General features: G+C 66.5%; 17 protein-coding genes. 12 read left to right on the top strand and 5 right to left on the bottom strand.

The window, feature by feature from the left end; genetic code table 11:
* Positions 1-155: 155 nt before the first annotated feature.
* The 10 genes from dusB to AC3FJ6_RS04570 all read left to right on the top strand — a co-directional run bounded on the left by dusB (position 156) and on the right by AC3FJ6_RS04570 (position 9,152).
* Positions 156-1,223 carry a tRNA dihydrouridine synthase DusB gene (gene dusB / locus AC3FJ6_RS04615; protein WP_488770859.1) on the top strand — a complete coding sequence of 356 codons (1,068 nt, stop codon included), beginning with the start codon at positions 156-158 and terminating at the stop codon, positions 1,221-1,223.
* The gene (locus tag AC3FJ6_RS04610) at positions 1,220-1,453 is read left to right on the top strand and encodes a Fis family transcriptional regulator (protein ID WP_066739474.1); all 234 of its coding nucleotides are present in this window, start codon (positions 1,220-1,222) and stop codon (positions 1,451-1,453) included. Before dusB ends, AC3FJ6_RS04610 begins: the two co-directional genes overlap by 4 nt.
* Before the next feature lie 16 nt (positions 1,454-1,469).
* Positions 1,470-3,044: a bifunctional phosphoribosylaminoimidazolecarboxamide formyltransferase/IMP cyclohydrolase gene (purH, locus tag AC3FJ6_RS04605; RefSeq protein ID WP_400392053.1), complete on the top strand. Its 1,575-nt coding sequence runs from the start codon at positions 1,470-1,472 to the stop codon at positions 3,042-3,044.
* 106 nt (positions 3,045-3,150) lie between these two features.
* The gene (ruvC, locus tag AC3FJ6_RS04600) at positions 3,151-3,696 is read left to right on the top strand and encodes a crossover junction endodeoxyribonuclease RuvC (protein ID WP_153946805.1); all 546 of its coding nucleotides are present in this window, start codon (positions 3,151-3,153) and stop codon (positions 3,694-3,696) included.
* A 121-nt stretch (positions 3,697-3,817) separates the two neighbouring features.
* Positions 3,818-4,993: a glycerophosphodiester phosphodiesterase gene (locus tag AC3FJ6_RS04595; RefSeq protein ID WP_488770858.1), complete on the top strand. Its 1,176-nt coding sequence runs from the start codon at positions 3,818-3,820 to the stop codon at positions 4,991-4,993.
* 54 nt (positions 4,994-5,047) lie between these two features.
* Positions 5,048-5,629: a Holliday junction branch migration protein RuvA gene (gene ruvA, locus AC3FJ6_RS04590; RefSeq protein ID WP_400396997.1), complete on the top strand. Its 582-nt coding sequence runs from the start codon at positions 5,048-5,050 to the stop codon at positions 5,627-5,629.
* A gap of 84 nt (positions 5,630-5,713) precedes the next feature.
* Positions 5,714-6,781 (top strand): Holliday junction branch migration DNA helicase RuvB, encoded by a 1,068-nt coding sequence (gene ruvB / locus AC3FJ6_RS04585; protein ID WP_488770857.1) that lies wholly within the window; start codon positions 5,714-5,716, stop codon positions 6,779-6,781.
* Between the two features lie 228 nt (positions 6,782-7,009).
* A complete protein-coding gene (locus tag AC3FJ6_RS04580) occupies positions 7,010-7,600 on the top strand; it encodes a hypothetical protein (protein ID WP_488770856.1) in 591 nt (196 codons plus the stop codon).
* Between the two features lie 64 nt (positions 7,601-7,664).
* Positions 7,665-8,252 carry a BPSL1445 family SYLF domain-containing lipoprotein gene (locus tag AC3FJ6_RS04575; RefSeq protein ID WP_153946564.1) on the top strand — a complete coding sequence of 196 codons (588 nt, stop codon included), beginning with the start codon at positions 7,665-7,667 and terminating at the stop codon, positions 8,250-8,252.
* Positions 8,253-8,417: 165 nt separating this feature from the next.
* Positions 8,418-9,152: a queuosine precursor transporter gene (locus tag AC3FJ6_RS04570; protein WP_153946563.1), complete on the top strand. Its 735-nt coding sequence runs from the start codon at positions 8,418-8,420 to the stop codon at positions 9,150-9,152.
* A 30-nt stretch (positions 9,153-9,182) separates the two neighbouring features.
* Here AC3FJ6_RS04570 and AC3FJ6_RS04565 read toward each other — a convergent pair whose 3' ends face one another.
* From AC3FJ6_RS04565 to tyrS, 4 genes are read right to left on the bottom strand one after another with little or no spacing between them, the layout of a single operon-like run.
* A complete protein-coding gene (locus tag AC3FJ6_RS04565) occupies positions 9,183-9,857 on the bottom strand; it encodes a histidine phosphatase family protein (RefSeq protein WP_488770855.1) in 675 nt (224 codons plus the stop codon).
* A 55-nt stretch (positions 9,858-9,912) separates the two neighbouring features.
* The gene (locus AC3FJ6_RS04560) at positions 9,913-10,560 is read right to left on the bottom strand and encodes a YbhB/YbcL family Raf kinase inhibitor-like protein (protein WP_488770854.1); all 648 of its coding nucleotides are present in this window, start codon (positions 10,558-10,560) and stop codon (positions 9,913-9,915) included.
* Positions 10,561-10,579: 19 nt separating this feature from the next.
* A complete protein-coding gene (gene dtd / locus AC3FJ6_RS04555) occupies positions 10,580-11,050 on the bottom strand; it encodes a D-aminoacyl-tRNA deacylase (protein WP_488770853.1) in 471 nt (156 codons plus the stop codon).
* 7 nt (positions 11,051-11,057) lie between these two features.
* Positions 11,058-12,299 (bottom strand): tyrosine--tRNA ligase, encoded by a 1,242-nt coding sequence (gene tyrS / locus AC3FJ6_RS04550; protein ID WP_400394786.1) that lies wholly within the window; start codon positions 12,297-12,299, stop codon positions 11,058-11,060.
* A 216-nt stretch (positions 12,300-12,515) separates the two neighbouring features.
* Between tyrS and AC3FJ6_RS04545 the strand changes: the two genes are divergently transcribed.
* Positions 12,516-13,910 (top strand): M23 family metallopeptidase, encoded by a 1,395-nt coding sequence (locus tag AC3FJ6_RS04545; protein WP_488770852.1) that lies wholly within the window; start codon positions 12,516-12,518, stop codon positions 13,908-13,910.
* A gap of 3 nt (positions 13,911-13,913) precedes the next feature.
* A complete protein-coding gene (locus AC3FJ6_RS04540; RefSeq protein WP_488770851.1) occupies positions 13,914-15,053 on the top strand; it encodes an anhydro-N-acetylmuramic acid kinase in 1,140 nt (379 codons plus the stop codon).
* 72 nt (positions 15,054-15,125) lie between these two features.
* Here the strand turns inward: AC3FJ6_RS04540 and erpA are convergent, their stop codons facing one another.
* Positions 15,126-15,494, bottom strand: coding sequence for an iron-sulfur cluster insertion protein ErpA (erpA, locus tag AC3FJ6_RS04535; protein WP_066739489.1), 369 nt, complete (start codon positions 15,492-15,494; stop codon positions 15,126-15,128).
* Positions 15,495-15,576: the final 82 nt, after the last annotated feature.

Here is a 15,576-nt window from a genome sequence, read left to right as displayed (position 1 = left end):
CTCCCTGCCGTCCCACGATATTTGCTCATTTATTGGGCAACCGTATCAGTTTGGCGGTAAAATCCCGGCCTCGCCCATGACCCCGACCACGCCGACAGCTGTTCCGGCAGGGGCATGTTTTTGCCAGTTCCCAGCCAGATTCCAGCGTCGTCACCGTGCAGATCGGTCCCCACCAGCTCCGCAACAACCTCTTTGTCGCCCCCATGGCCGGGGTGACGGACCGGCCGTTCCGGCAACTGTGCAAGCAGTTGGGCGCGGGTTACGCGGTGTCCGAGATGGTGGCGTCCAACGCGCAGCTCTGGAAGAGCGAGAAGACCATGCGCCGCGCCAATCACGCGGGCGAGGTCGAGCCAATCTCGGTGCAGATCGCCGGCGCCGAGCCGTCGATGATGGCCGAGGCGGCGCGCTACAACGTCGACCGGGGCGCCCAGATCATCGACATCAACATGGGCTGCCCGGCCAAGAAGGTGTGCAATGTGGCCGCCGGATCGGCGCTGCTGCAGAACGAACCACTCGTGGTACGCATCGTCGAGGCCGTGGTGGGCGCCGTCGGCGACCGCGTGCCGGTCACGCTGAAGATCCGCACCGGCTGGGACCGCGAGCACAAGAATGCGCTGCGCGTGGCGCGCATGGCCGAAGACGCCGGCATCAGCATGCTGACGATCCATGGCCGGACCCGCGCCGACCTGTACCACGGCGAGGCCGAGTACGAGACCATCGCCGCGGTCAAGGCGGCGCTGCGCATTCCGGTGGTGGCCAACGGCGACATCACGTCGCCGCACAAGGCGAAGCTGGTGCTGGAAGCGACCGGCGCCGACGCCATCATGATCGGCCGCGCCGCGCAGGGGCGTCCGTGGCTGTTCCGCGAGATCGAGCACTTCCTGAAGACCGGCGAACTGCTGCCGGCGCCCGAAGTGGCCGAGATCCGGGCGATCATGAACCATCACCTGGCGGATCACTACGCGTTCTACGGTGAATTCACCGGCGTGCGCACCGCGCGCAAGCATATTGCCTGGTACACGCGCGGGCTGAAGGGCGCGAACCTGTTCCGCCATCGCATGAACACGCTGGAAACCACGGGCGCGCAGCTGGAAGCGGTCAATGCGTTCTTCGACGAGCAGGCGGCCATCTCGGATCGCCTGGTCTATGTCGACGACACCGCCGCGACGGACGAAGAAGAAAACATCCACAACAAAAAGAAACGGGAACTGCTTGCCGCATGAGCCGCAACGCTATCGACCAATGTATCCGGGACAGCCTGGATACCTACTTTCGTGACCTGGACGGCGAAGAGCCGTCCAACATGTACAACATGGTGCTGGAGGCCGTGGAACGGCCGCTGCTGGAAGCCGTGATGTTGCGCGCGGAGCGCAACCAGTCGCTGGCGGCCGCGTATCTCGGCATCAACCGCAATACCCTTCGCAAGAAGCTGCAGCAACACGGATTACTTTGAAGCGTTCCCCCAAGCCATGATCAAGCAAGCCCTTCTCTCTGTTTCCGACAAGACCGGCATCGTCGACTTCGCCCGCGACCTGAACGCGCTCGGCGTCACGCTGCTGTCCACCGGCGGTACCGCCAAGCTGCTGGCCGACGCCGGCCTGCCCGTCACGGAAGTTGCCGACTACACCGGCTTCCCCGAAATGCTCGACGGCCGCGTCAAGACGCTGCACCCGAAGGTGCACGGCGGCATCCTGGCGCGCCGCGACCTGCCCGAGCACATGGCTGCCCTGGCCGAGCACGACATCCCGACGATCGACCTGCTGGTGGTGAACCTGTACCCGTTCCAGCAGACCGTGGCCAAGGATGACTGCACGCTGCCGGACGCCATCGAGAACATCGACATCGGCGGCCCGACCATGCTGCGCTCGGCGGCCAAGAACCACCGCGACGTGACCGTGATCGTGGATCCGGCCGACTACGCCGTGGTGCTCGACGAAATGCGCGCCAACGCCAACAGCGTGGGCTACGACACCAACTTCCGCCTGGCCACCAAGGTGTTCGCCCACACCGCCCAGTACGACGGCGCGATCACGAACTACCTGACCAGCCTCGGCGCCGACAAGTCGCACCAGGCCCGCAGCAGCTATCCGCAGACGCTGAACCTGGCCTTCGAGAAGGTGCAGGAAATGCGCTATGGCGAGAATCCGCACCAGTCGGCCGCGTTCTACCGCGACCTGAAGACCGTGGACGGCGCGCTGGCCAACTACGTGCAGCTGCAGGGCAAGGAACTGTCGTACAACAACATCGCCGACGCCGACGCCGCGTGGGAATGCGTGAAGTCGTTCGACGCCGCCAACGGCGCCGCCTGCGTGATCATCAAGCACGCCAACCCCTGCGGCGTGGCCATCGGCGCCAACGCGCTGGAAGCCTACGACAAGGCCTTCAAGACCGATTCGACCTCGGCCTTCGGCGGCATCATCGCCTTCAACGTCGAGCTGGACGAGGCCGCTGCCCAGGCCGTGGCCAAGCAGTTCGTGGAAGTGCTGATCGCCCCGTCGTTCAGCACCGCCGCGCGCAACGTGTTTGCAGCCAAGCAGAACGTGCGCCTGCTTGAAATCCCGCTCGGCCGCGGTGTCAACCAGTATGACCTCAAGCGCGTGGGCGGCGGCCTGCTGGTGCAGGGCCCGGACGCCCGCAACGTGCAGCCGGGCGAACTGCGCGTGGTGACGCGCCGTCATCCGACCCCGAAGGAAATGGACGACCTGATGTTCGCCTGGCGCGTGGCCAAGTTCGTGAAGTCGAATGCCATCGTGTTCTGCGCCAACGGCATGACGCTGGGCGTCGGTGCCGGCCAGATGAGCCGTGTGGATTCGGCCCGCATCGCCAGCATCAAGGCCCAGAACGCCGGCCTGACGCTGGCCGGTTCGGCCGTGGCTTCGGACGCGTTCTTCCCGTTCCGCGACGGCCTGGACGTGGTGGTCGACGCTGGCGCCACCGTGGTGATCCAGCCGGGCGGCTCGATGCGCGATGACGAAGTGATCGCCGCCGCCGACGAGCGCGGTATCGCCATGGTGCTGACCGGCACGCGCCACTTCCGCCACTAAGCGTAGGCGTCCCCTCTCCCCGCTTTGCGGGAGAGGGGCGCGAACCTGCAGCATTGCAGGCGTGGGCAGCGTACACTACGCCCATCTGTTTCCCCCTCCCCGCTTCATGCGCATTCTCGGCATCGATCCCGGTCTGCGGACCACCGGCTTCGGCGTGCTCGAAAAGCACGGCAACAAGCTCGCCTATGTGGCCTCCGGCACGATCCGCAGTAATGGCGACGAAAGCCTGCCCCAGCGCCTGAAGACGCTCTATGACGGGATTGCCGAAGTCGCGCGCACCTATGCGCCCGATTGCGCGGCCATCGAGAAGGTCTTCGTCAACGTCAATCCGCAATCGACCCTGTTGCTTGGCCAGGCGCGCGGCGCCGCCATCTGCGGCCTGGTGGGCCAGGGCCTGCCCGTGTTCGAATACACCGCACTGCAGCTGAAGGTGGCCGTGGTCGGTTACGGGCGCGCCAACAAGGACCAGGTGCAGGAGATGGTGATGCGTCTGCTGGCGCTGTCCGGCCGCCCCAGCAGCGATGCCGCCGACGCGCTGGGCGTGGCGATCTGCCATGCCAACGGGGGCGACACCCTGGGCACGCTGGCCACGATGGCACCGGAACTGGCGCGCAAGGGGCTGCGCGTGCGGCGCGGCCGCCTGATCGGCTGACCCGGCTGACCCGGCTGCCCCGGCAGACAGATCTGCCCGCCGACTGACCTGTCGATGCGACGGGCCTGACGCCTGCGTCGCTTAGAATCGGCGTTCGAGCCCCCGCCCAGGAACGCCCCAGATGCCGCAATCCCTCGTTTTCCGATTTTCACTGGCTGCCGCCACGGCGACGCTGGTCGCCGGCTGCGTCACGGCGCCGCGCGCACCGGTTGCCACCGCGACGCCACCGGCCACGGCACCCGCGCCGGCCGCACCGGCCCCCGCGCCCGCCGCCCCGGCGCTGGTCATCGGTCATCGCGGCGCCAGCGCCCTGCGGCCCGAGCACACGCTGGCGTCGTACCAGAAGGCCATCGACGACGGCGCCGACATCATCGAGCCCGACCTCGTGTCCACCAAGGACGGCGTGCTGGTGGCCCGCCACGAAAACGACATCACCGGCACCACCAACGTGGCCGAGGTGCCCGAGTTTGCCGGGCGACGCCGCATCAAGGTCATCGACGGCGAGCGCATCGACGGCTGGTTCACCGAGGACTTCACGTTGGCCGAACTCAAGACACTGCGCGCCCGCGAGCGCATCCCCAGGCTGCGGCCCTACAACGCCAAGCTCGATGACCAGTTCGAAATCCCCACCTTCGACGAAATCCTGAAGCTGGCAGCGCAGGCGTCGGGCCGCCGCGGCAGCCCGGTGGGCATTTATCCCGAGCTCAAGCACCCGAGCTACTTCCGCGGCATCGGCCTGCCGCTCGAAGAAAAGCTCGCCGCCACGCTGCAGGGCAATGCCTACGCGAAGATCGCGCCGGTCTACGTGCAGTCGTTCGAAGTGGGCCCGCTGCGTACCATGAAGCGATTGCTGGGCAGCACCATGCCGAACGTGAAAATTGTCCAGCTGATCGGCAGCGCCCGGCAGCGTCCGGCTGACTGGCGGCTGGCGGGCGACAGCCGCACCTATGCGTCGATGCTGACGCCGCTGGGCCTGCGCGAGGTGGCCACCTACGCCAACGGCATCGGCCCCGAGAAGAGCCTGGTGATTCCGCGCGACGCCCACGGCGGCCTGGCGGCGCCCACGCCGCTTGTGGCCAACGCCCATGCCGCCGGCCTGGTGGTGCACCCGTACACGTTCCGTCCCGAGAACAGCTTCCTGCCGAAGACGCTGCGCGCGCCGGGCGACGATGCCACCCGCAACCCGGACGGCATGGTGCGCGAAGTGCAGGCCTTCCTGGCGGCCGGCATCGACGGCTTCTTCACGGACGACCCCGCACTGGGGCGTCGCGCCGTGGCCACGCCGGCCGGCCAGTAACCCTGAGGGCCGCGCTACACTTGCGGCCAGAATTCGCACCTGAACCCATCCATCATGATCGGACGCATCGCCGGCACCCTGCTTGAAAAGAATCCCCCGCATCTGCTGGTCGACTGCCACGGCGTCGGCTACGAGATCGATGTGCCGATGAGCACCTTCTACAACCTGCCCGCCACGGGACAGCCCGTGGTACTGCTGACGCAGCAGATCATCCGCGAGGATGCCCACCTGCTGTTCGGCTTCGGCACCGCCACCGAGCGCAACACCTTCAGGGAGCTGATCAAGATCACCGGCATCGGCGCGCGCATGGCGCTGGCCGTGCTGTCCGGCCTGTCCGTCCCGGAACTGGCGCAGGCCGTGACCATGCAGGAAGCCGGCCGGCTGACGAAAATCCCCGGCATCGGCAAGAAGACCGCCGAGCGCCTGCTGCTGGAGCTGAAGGGCAAGCTGGGCGCCGACCTGGGCCATGTCCCCGGTGCCGCGCCCGTGCCCGACAGCGCCGTCGATGTGCTCAACGCGCTGCTGGCGCTGGGGTATTCGGAAAAGGAAGCCGCGCAGGCGATCAAGCAGGTGCCGGCCGGCACGGGCGTGTCCGAGGGCATCAAGCTCGCGCTCAAGGCGCTGTCAAAGGGATAACGCTGCCGGCGCGGGATGACGCTGCATGCTGGCGGGCCGTGCGCACTGGCAGCGTAGAATGGCGCCATATAGCTTTCCACTGCCATGATCGAAACCGACAAGCTGACCGGCGACCGCCCGCCGGAGCGCGTAATCTCCGCTGCCCCCGCCTCCACCCAGGAAGAAGCCTTCGAACGCGCGCTGCGCCCGAAGCTGCTTGACGAATACGTCGGGCAGGAAAAGGTGCGTGGCCAGCTCGACATCTTCATGCACGCGGCCCGCAAGCGCCGCGAGGCGCTGGACCACGTGCTGCTGTTCGGCCCGCCGGGCCTGGGCAAGACCACGCTGGCCCACATCATCGCGCGCGAAATGGGTGTGAACCTGCGCCAGACGTCGGGCCCCGTGCTGGAGCGGCCCGGCGACCTGGCCGCGCTGCTGACCAACCTCGAAGCGCACGACGTCCTGTTCATCGACGAAATCCACCGCCTGTCGCCCGTGGTGGAAGAAATCCTGTACCCGGCGCTGGAGGACTACCAGATCGACATCATGATCGGCGAGGGCCCGGCCGCGCGTTCGGTCAAGCTCGACCTGCAGCCGTTCACGCTGGTGGGCGCCACCACGCGCGCCGGCATGCTGACCAACCCGCTGCGCGACCGCTTCGGCATCGTGGCACGGCTGGAGTTCTATACGGCCGACGAACTGGCGCGCATCGTCACGCGGTCGGCACAACTGCTCAACGCCACCATCGATGCCGGCGGCGCGCTCGAAATCGCACGGCGCGCGCGTGGCACCCCGCGTATCGCCAACCGGCTGCTGCGCCGGGTGCGCGACTTCGCCGAGGTCAAGAGCGACGGCGCGATCACGCGCGAACTGGCCGACGCGGCGCTGGCGATGCTCGACGTGGACAGCGTCGGCTTCGACCTGATGGACCGCAAGCTGCTGGAGGCCGTGCTGCACAAGTTCGATGGCGGACCGGTGGGCGTGGACAACCTGGCAGCCGCCATCGGCGAAGCCCGCGACACCATCGAGGACGTGCTGGAGCCCTACATGATCCAGCAGGGCTACCTGCAGCGGACCCCGCGCGGCCGGGTGGCCACCGCCGCCGCCTATCGCCATTTCGGACTGGCGTCGCCGCGGAGCGACCGCGGCGAGGGCGACGGCACCCTCCTCTGACAACCACCACGGCCCGGTTTCACGGGCGGCGCAACAACCGCCCTTGCCGCCCGTTCGCGCGGCCGTCTGACCCCGGCCAGAAGCCCTTGCGCGTCCAGCCGGGCGCCAATTAAACGTTTTCGGCAACCCCTGCAAGTTTTTTCGAAGTGGATTGATGGCTTATGGCCAGTTGTCCACAATGGCTCCATCCTTTTTACAAAATGCGCACGCGCGCCAACAAGGACAGCCATGAAGATCAGAGCCCAGCACGCCCTTTCCATCGCCGCCTGCCTGATGTTCGCCTGGGGCGCCGCCGCCCAGGCCCAGAAACCGTCGACCCCGGCGCCCATCGGCGTGGCCGAGGAAGCGGTGGTCAGCGGCCGGGTCGTCAATGTCGATCCCGACTCGAAGGCCGTGCTGGTCAAGGGCCCGGGCGGCAATCTGGTCGAAATCATCGCGGGTGACGAAGCCAAGAACATCGGCAACGTCAAAAAGGGCGATATCGTCACTCTGACGCGCGGCGCGGCCGTGGTCGCCGGGCTGGAGCCCATCGGCAGCAAGGACACGGCGCTGATGGAGCAGGTGGAGCGCATCTCGCACGCGCCCGAGGGCGGCAAGCCCGGCGTCATGCGCGAAATCACGACCACCATTACCGCACAAGTCACCAATGTGGATGTTGCCAAGCGCACAGTCACGTTCCGCGGCCCGCGTGAGACTCTGCGCACCGTGAAGGTCCAGGACCCGAATATCGATCTCGCCAGTATCAAGAAGGGCCAGATGGCCAAGTTCGTGATCAAGGAAGTCGTGGCGATCACGGTCAAGGCACCAACCGCTGGCTGACCGGTCCGGCAACCCTGCCGCATCGCCTCTGACGCAGTACCTTTCCCCTCCAGGAGAACAACAAATGGATCGACGTCAGTTTGTCACCCGGGTCGCCGGGTCGGGCCTGCTGGTCGCCACGGCCGCGTTTGCTGCCGGTTGCACGACGACGGGCACCAGCGCGGGCACCGATGCCGCGGCCCAGCGCCGGGAAATCGACGCCGGCGCCGATGGCGCGCTGAACCGGCTTTATTCTTCGGTGAAGAGCGCCCAGGAACTGGGCAATCGTGCCCAGGGCATCCTGGTGTTCCCGCGCGTGCTGTCAGGCGGCCTGGTGATCGGCGGCGAGTATGGCGATGGCGCATTGCGCAGCAAGGGCGTCACGCAGGGCTACTACCGGACGATTGCGGGCTCCATCGGCCTGACCGCCGGGGGCCAGTCCCGCTCGGTCATCATCATGTTCATGACGCCCGAGGCGTACAACAAGTTCGTGCAGTCGAAGGGCTGGACCGTCGGCGCCGATGCCAGCGTGGCACTGGCCAAGGTGGGCGCCAATGGCACCATCGACACCGTGACGGCACAGCAGCCTGTCATTGCCTTCGTCCAGACGAACGCTGGGGCGATGGTCGATGTGTCGCTGAACGGCGCGAAGATCAGCAAGCTTGACATCTGACGCCTGGCGCCGGCCCCGCCCTGTCAGGGCGGCAAGGCGAGACAGCGGATGGAAACGCCCGGCTTCGGCCGGGCTTTTTCATGGGCGCGCCACGCGCACGCGTCGCCACTGGCATAATCGCGCGAATCACGCCGCCCCTGCGCTGCCCGCCCCCGGATGCCACCCATGCAAGAACCGCTTGCCGCCACCGCCGCCCCCGGCCATTCCGGGCGGGTCTATCGCTACTACGACCTCGTGATGGTGGCCTTTGTCACGGTGCTGCTGTGCTCGAACCTGATCGGTGCGGCCAAGGCGGCGCAGGTCACGCTGCCGGTGATCGGTCCGGTCACGTTCGGCGCGGGCGTGCTGTTCTTCCCGGTCTCGTACATCTTTGGCGACGTGCTCACCGAGGTCTACGGCTACGGCCGCGACCGGCGCGTGGTCTGGGCCGGCTTCGCCGCGCTGGCGTTTGCCACGTTCATGGCCTTCGTCGTGCTGCGCATGCCCGTGGCGCCGTTCATGATCGATTACCAGAAAAGCCTGGAAGACGTGTTCGGCAACACCTGGCGCATTGCGCTGGGGTCCCTGATCGCGTTCTGCTGTGGCAGTTTCGCCAATAGCTACACCCTGGCCAAGATGAAGCTCTGGACCGGCGGCCGCTGGCTCTGGACGCGGACGATCGGCTCGACCCTGGCGGGCGAGCTCGTCGATTCATCGTTGTTCTACGTGATTGCGTTCTACGGCATCTGGCCGCTGGAAAAGGTCATCCAGGTGGCCATCGCGCAGTACATCCTGAAGACCGGCTGGGAAGTCGTGATGACCCCCGTGACCTACAAGGTGGTGGGATTCCTGAAACGGGCGGAGAACGAGGACTGGTACGACCGGAACACCAATTTCACGCCGTTCCGGCTGCGCGTGTAGGGGTTAGGCGCTGACCGCCCGCACCGCGTCTCACGGTACGCGGCGATCGACCTCGTCCAGCGTCAGCGCCTCCAGATGGCTGACATCGGCCCATTGCAGCAGCGTCAGGTTGGCGCTGTCGCACCGCAGCCGGTTGACGCTGGCGTTCAGCAGCTCGTGCGAGCGCGGCGCCTCCAGCGTCATGCCGGTGGCCTCGCGATAGAGGCAATCGAGCACACCGCCGTGCGCCACCAGCGCGATCCGTTCGCCCGGATGGCGGCGCGACAGCGACAGCGCCACCTCCACCGCCCGCTCGTGGAATTCACGCAGAGACTCACCGGCCGGCGGCGCGAAGTCGGGCACGCGCGCCTGCCAGCGGGCAAAATCATCGGGCCGCTTTTCCGCCACTTCCGCATAGGTCATGCCTTCGAGCTCGCCGTAGCAGCGTTCGCGCAGGCGCGGCTCGGCGCGCACGGACAAACCCAGCGCCTGCGCCAGCGGCGTGGCCGTTTCGAACGCACGTCCCAGATCGCTGGTGTACACCGCATCGATCGGCTCGCCGGTCAGGGCTTCTGCCAGCGCACGGGCCTGGGCACGGCCCGTGTCATTGAGCGGAATGTCGATCTGGCCCTGCAGCCGCCTTTCGCGGTTCCAGGCCGTCTCGCCATGGCGGATCACGATCAGGTGGGTGTAGGCCAGCGACTGCGGGCCGTTACTTTGCAACATGCCAGTTCCTTGGGGGCGACGGATTTGGGCGGAGTGTGGCGCGGCGGCTGCCTGCTTACTTCACCAGCCTCGGGTTCAGCGTGTAGGTGCCGGTGTAGCTGGCCTGCGCCAGCACGTGGCCGTCGATCGCCCGGCGCACGTCGGCGCCGGTGAACTTGCCCTCCACCGGCACACGGTCGATGTCGAGCGCATACACGGTGAACACGTAGCGGTGCACGATGGCATCGTTCCACGGCGGGCACGGGCCGTCGTAGCCGAAGTAGTCGCCCTTCATGTCAGGGTCGTTGGCGAACCAGCCCGTGTAGTCGTTCAGGCCGTGGCGCAGGCCGCCGGCCGTGGCGGTGCCCACCAGCGCTTCGGGGCCAGGCTTGCCGCGCGCAATCACGCCATCGCTATGCGTGCCGGCCGAGATCGTGTTCAGGCCGGGTGGAATATCGACCAGCACCCAGTGGAAAAAGTCCACGCGCGGCAGCGACGCCGGCACCTCCCGGCCCGCCTGGTTCACGTCGTCGCCCTTGCTGGGCACATCGGGGTCGTGGACGATCAGCGCAAACGACCGGGTGCCGGCCGGGAAGTCTTCCCAGTGCAGGTCCGGGTTGCGGTTCGCCGACAACGCCACATGGCTGGCGGCATCGGGTACGCAGAAGGCAAACTCGCCGGGAATCGGCGCGTTGTCGGCAAAAGCCTTGCTCCAGAGTTTCATGAAGATCTCCTTCGATATGTCAGGCAGTTCCAGCCGGGGGCACGCGCAGCCAGAACGTCACGGGGCCATCGTTGGTCAGGCTGACCTGCATCATGGCGCCGAACTCGCCGGTCTGGACCGACGGATGCGCGGCGCGCGCGCGGGTCACGAAATGATCATAGAGGCGGCGGCCGTCTTCCGGTGCCGCCGCCGGCGTGAAGCTGGGGCGCGTGCCGCTGTTGGTATCGGCGGCCAGCGTGAACTGGGACACCACCAGCAAGCCGCCTGCCGTGCCCTGGCCGTCGATGTTCTGCACGGGCAGGTTCATCCTGCCCTCGGCATCGGAAAACACCCGGTACGACATCAGCTTGGCCAGCAACCGTTCGGCCTGCGCCTCGGTGTCGCCGCGCTCGGCGCAGACCAGCGCCAGCAGGCCGGCGCCGATTTCGCCGGTGGTGCGGCCATCCACGGTCACGCGCGCCTGCGATACGCGCTGGATCAGGGCGATCATCGCCGCCTCAGGACAGCGTCACGCGCGCAAATCGGCGCTTGCCCACCTGCACGACATACGTGCCGGCAGCGACCTTGACCGCCTTGTCGCTGACGGTCTCGCCATCGATCTTCACGCCGCCCTGCTCGATATTGCGGTTGGCCTCCGACGTGGAGGGCACCAGGTTGGCCAGCTTGAGCAGCTGGCCGATGCCCAGCGGGGCGCCTTCCAGCGTCACGGCGGGGATGTCGTCGGGAATGCCGCCACGGGCGCGGTGGTTGAAGGCCTCGAGCGCGGCTTCGGCAGCGGCCTGGCTGTGGAAGCGCGCGACGATTTCCTGCGCCAGCAACACCTTGCAGTCACGCGGGTTGCGGCCCGCGGCGATTTCTTCCTTCATCAGGTCGATCTCGCTCATCGGACGGAACGACAGCAGCGTGAAGTACTGCCACATCAGGTCGTCCGAGATGCTCATCAGCTTGCCGAACATGTCGTTCGGGGCTTCGGTCACGCCGATGTAGTTGTTCTTGGACTTCGACATCTTCTCGACGCCGTCCAGACCCACCAGCAGCGGCATGGTCAGGATGCACTGCGACTCCTGGCCATATTCCTTCTGCAGCTCGCGACCCACCAGCAGGTTGAACTTCTGGTCCGTGCCGCCGAGTTCGAGATCGGACTTCAGCGCCACCGAATCGTAGCCCTGCATGAGTGGATAAAGGAACTCATGGACCGAAATCGGAATCCCAGTCCGGAACCGTTTGGTGAAGTCGTCGCGCTCCATCATCCGGGCCACCGTGTATTTGGCTGCCAGCTGGATCATGCCGCGCGCGCCGAGCGGGTCGCACCACTCGCTGTTGTAGCGGATTTCGGTCTTCGCCGGATCGAGCACCAGGCTCGCCTGCTTGTAGTAGGTCTGGGCGTTGGCCTCGATTTGCTCGCGGGTGAGCGGCGGGCGGGTCGAATTGCGGCCGGACGGATCGCCGATCGTCGACGTGAAATCGCCGATCAGGAAGATCACCTGGTGGCCCAGGTCCTGGAGCTGGCGCAGCTTGTTCAGCACCACGGTATGCCCGAGGTGGATGTCAGGTGCCGTGGGGTCCAGGCCCAGCTTGATGCGCAGCGGCACGCCGGTGGCTTCGCTGCGCGCGAGCTTCTGGAGCCACTCGGTTTCAACCAGGAGCTCGTCGCAGCCGCGCTTGGTGATCTCCAGGGCGCGCATCACCGACGGCGTAAGTGGATAATTGGGCGCGGCGGCCGAGGACACTTCACTCATGACGTAAGTCTTTGAAATCTATAAGGAAACTGCGACGGACGACCGGAGCGGTTCTGGTATAATCCGCGCTTCGTGCCAGACGGGTCATCCGTCGGCAAACCGCCGCTCCAGGCGGCAATCAGACAACGCCCGCACCGCACCTCGGGGGAGGAAGGCAGACGAGAGATATCGTCGCGGCAGCGGCCCTGGCAATACCGAAAGCTTGAATTCTACGTGATGTGGTCTAGTCTCCGCGAAGTTTTCGCGCGTGAGCTGGTGGTCCTTGTTGACCCTACGAATCCCCAGCATACGCGCCGCCGCAAGCAGTTGACCGTTGCCGTCGGCACGGTCTTCACGCTCGGCATGGCGGCTGCAATGGGCGTTGCCCCCCGCAACGCCTACGACGATCCGCTCGCCCCGCGCGTGCTGCAGCCGCTGCGCATGCCCGACGTACGCGAGCAGCTTGAACAGTTGACCGAAGTCGACGGCAACAATGTCTACGTGCGCCAGGAACGCATGCAGCGCGGCGATACCATCGCCACGCTGCTGCGCCGCCTTGGCGTGGAAGATCCGGACGCGCAGTCCTTCATCCTCAAGAACTCCACCGCCCGGGGCCTGTTCAGCCTGAATCCCGGCCAGACCGTGCAGGCCGAGATCGACGACAGCAACCTGCTGGTGTCGCTGCAGGCCAACCTGGGCGGTGACGCCGCGGCCTCGCGCGAACTGGTGATCGAGCGCGTGGCGCCGGCCAGGGAAGGCGGCGACTACACATACAAGGCCCGCATCGCCACGGTCGAGAACGACCTGCACTACGAAATGGCGTCGGGCGCCATCGACACCAACGGCTTCTTCAAGTCGATGGACGCGGCCAACGTGCCCGACGAAGTGGTCAGCCAGATGATCTCGATCTTCTCGGGCGTGATCGATTTCCACCATGACATTGCGCGCGGCGACCGCTTCCGGATCGTCTACGAAGCCGGCTTTCGCGACGGCGCCTTCGTGCGCAATGGCCGCGTGATGGCGATCGAGCTGATCAATCGCAACACTTTGTACCAGGCGCTCTGGTACGCGCCGCAGGACGGCGAGCCGGGTGCCTACTACACGTTCGACGGCCGCAGCATGAAGCGCCCGTTCCTGCGCTCGCCGGTGGAGTTCTCGCGCGTGTCGTCGGGTTTCGGCGGCCGCGACCATCCGCTCCACCACAAGTGGGCGCAGCACAAGGGCGTGGACTTCGCCGCGCCGCAGGGCACCAAGGTGCTGGCATCGGGCGAAGGCACGGTGGACTTTGTCGGGCAGCAGAACGGCTACGGCAACATCATCGTGCTGCAGCACGCCGGGGGGTATTCGACGTATTACGCTCACCTGTCCGGCTTTGCGGGCATCCGCGAGGGCCAGCACGTGAGCCAGGGTCAGGTAATCGGCTACGTGGGTTCCACGGGCTGGGCCACGGGGCCGCACCTGCATTACGAATTCCGCTATAACGATGTGCCGCAGAACCCGCTGACGACGACGCTGATGGAAGCGCCGACGCTCACCGGCAAGTCGCGCGCCGAATTCCTGAACTATTCGAGCGCCATGCTGAGCCGCATCAACATGCTGCGCACCTATAACGTCCTGACCGCCAGCAACTGATCCATGTCCATGTCTCCGGTGCCCAGCGACTGCTATATCGGCCTGATGTCGGGCACCAGCATGGACGGCGCGGACGGCGTGCTGGTGGATTTTTCCGGCGCGCACCCCGTCGTGCTGGCCGCCGCGCACGCGCCGTTTCCGCCGGCCTTGCGCGAAGCGTTCGGCGCGCTGCAGCAGCCCGGCGACGACGAGATCCATCGCGAGGCCCTTGCCGCCAACGGACTGGCGCGCGTGTATGCCGAGTGCGTGGCCGGGCTGTTGCGCCTGGCAAATGTCGCGCCGGGGCACGTGACCGCCATCGGCGCACATGGCCAGACCATCCGCCATCGCCCCGGCCTGTATGACGGGACGGGCTATACGCGACAGACCCAGCATCCGGCGCTGCTGGCCGAGCTGACCGATATCGATGTGGTGGCCGACTTCCGCAGCCGCGACATCGCCGCGGGCGGCCAGGGCGCGCCGCTCGTACCGGCCGTCCACGCGGCGCTATTCGGCGCGCGCGACGAAACGCGCGTGGTCTGCAATATCGGCGGCATCTCCAATATCAGCATCCTGCCGGCCGCCCATTCCGGCCACCCGGTGACGGGCTTCGACTGTGGCCCCGGCAACGCACTGCTGGACCACTGGGTGCAGCAGCATCGCGGCCAGCCGTTCGACGATCGTGGTGCCTGGGGTGCCAGCGGCAGCGTCGATGCCGACCTGCTGTCACGCCTGCTGGCGGAGCCCTACTTCCGCGCGCCGCCGCCCAAGAGCACGGGGCGCGACCTGTTCCATCCGGAATGGCTGCAAGCGGTGCTGAACGGACTGCCCCGACAGATCGCACCCGCCGATGTACAAGCGACCCTGGCCACGCTGACGGCCACGGCCATCGCCCAGGACGTGCGGACGCATGCCCGCAACGCCCGGCGCCTGATCGTTTGCGGCGGCGGCGCGCGCAATGACTATCTGATGGCGACGCTCGGCCAGCTGCTGCCGGGCATTGCGGTGCAGACGACCGAGGATTTCGGGGTGCCGGTATCGCAGGTGGAAGCCATCGCCTTTGCGTGGCTGGCGCGGCAGTGCGTGCGCAGGGCGCCCGGGAACGTCCCGACGGTCACGGGTGCGGCGGGGCCTCGCGTATTGGGCGCGGTCTATCCGCGTTGACTTGCGGCCTGGCCGCGCTTTCGGGAATAAAAAAAGCGCACCGTAGTGCGCTTTTTTCCTTGGCGAAGCCGATCAGACCGAGAACGACGAGCCGCAACCGCAGGTGGTCGAGGCGTTCGGGTTCTTGATCACGAACTGTGCGCCGTTGATGTCTTCCTTATAGTCGATCTCGGCGCCCACCAAGTATTGGTAGCTCATCGAATCGATCAACAGGGTGACGCCATTCTTGACCAGCGTCGTGTCGTCTTCATTGACGTCTTCATCGAACGTGAAGCCGTACTGGAAGCCGGAGCAACCGCCGCCCTGCACGAACACGCGCAGCTTCAGCTCGGCATTGCCCTCTTCCTCGATCAGCTGCTTGACCTTGTCGGCGGCGCTGTCGGTAAAGACGAACGGTGCCGGCATTTCCTCGGTAACAGGTGCCTCTGCGACTGCGTTCATGGGGAATTCTCCTGGTTAGATACGCCCGTATTCTACGGGCTACTCACAAATCGTGCCGAAGCCCTGTGTTTTCAAGGGTCTC

The sequence above is a fragment of the Cupriavidus sp. 94F1 genome (assembly GCF_057798875.1).
This window is presented reverse-complemented; position numbering and strand designations above follow the sequence as displayed.

Coding starts and splice junctions, on each gene's coding strand:
- AC3FJ6_RS04610 (WP_066739474.1), top strand. CDS start 1,220: ATGAGCCGCAACGCTATCGACCAATGTATCCGGGACAGCCTGGATACC.
- purH (WP_400392053.1), top strand. CDS start 1,470: ATGATCAAGCAAGCCCTTCTCTCTGTTTCCGACAAGACCGGCATCGTC.
- ruvC (WP_153946805.1), top strand. CDS start 3,151: ATGCGCATTCTCGGCATCGATCCCGGTCTGCGGACCACCGGCTTCGGC.
- AC3FJ6_RS04595 (WP_488770858.1), top strand. CDS start 3,818: ATGCCGCAATCCCTCGTTTTCCGATTTTCACTGGCTGCCGCCACGGCG.
- ruvA (WP_400396997.1), top strand. CDS start 5,048: ATGATCGGACGCATCGCCGGCACCCTGCTTGAAAAGAATCCCCCGCAT.
- ruvB (WP_488770857.1), top strand. CDS start 5,714: ATGATCGAAACCGACAAGCTGACCGGCGACCGCCCGCCGGAGCGCGTA.
- AC3FJ6_RS04580 (WP_488770856.1), top strand. CDS start 7,010: ATGAAGATCAGAGCCCAGCACGCCCTTTCCATCGCCGCCTGCCTGATG.
- AC3FJ6_RS04575 (WP_153946564.1), top strand. CDS start 7,665: ATGGATCGACGTCAGTTTGTCACCCGGGTCGCCGGGTCGGGCCTGCTG.
- AC3FJ6_RS04570 (WP_153946563.1), top strand. CDS start 8,418: ATGCAAGAACCGCTTGCCGCCACCGCCGCCCCCGGCCATTCCGGGCGG.
- AC3FJ6_RS04565 (WP_488770855.1), bottom strand. CDS start 9,857: ATGTTGCAAAGTAACGGCCCGCAGTCGCTGGCCTACACCCACCTGATC.
- AC3FJ6_RS04560 (WP_488770854.1), bottom strand. CDS start 10,560: ATGAAACTCTGGAGCAAGGCTTTTGCCGACAACGCGCCGATTCCCGGC.
- dtd (WP_488770853.1), bottom strand. CDS start 11,050: ATGATCGCCCTGATCCAGCGCGTATCGCAGGCGCGCGTGACCGTGGAT.
- tyrS (WP_400394786.1), bottom strand. CDS start 12,299: ATGAGTGAAGTGTCCTCGGCCGCCGCGCCCAATTATCCACTTACGCCG.
- AC3FJ6_RS04545 (WP_488770852.1), top strand. CDS start 12,516: ATGTGGTCTAGTCTCCGCGAAGTTTTCGCGCGTGAGCTGGTGGTCCTT.
- AC3FJ6_RS04540 (WP_488770851.1), top strand. CDS start 13,914: ATGTCCATGTCTCCGGTGCCCAGCGACTGCTATATCGGCCTGATGTCG.
- erpA (WP_066739489.1), bottom strand. CDS start 15,494: ATGAACGCAGTCGCAGAGGCACCTGTTACCGAGGAAATGCCGGCACCG.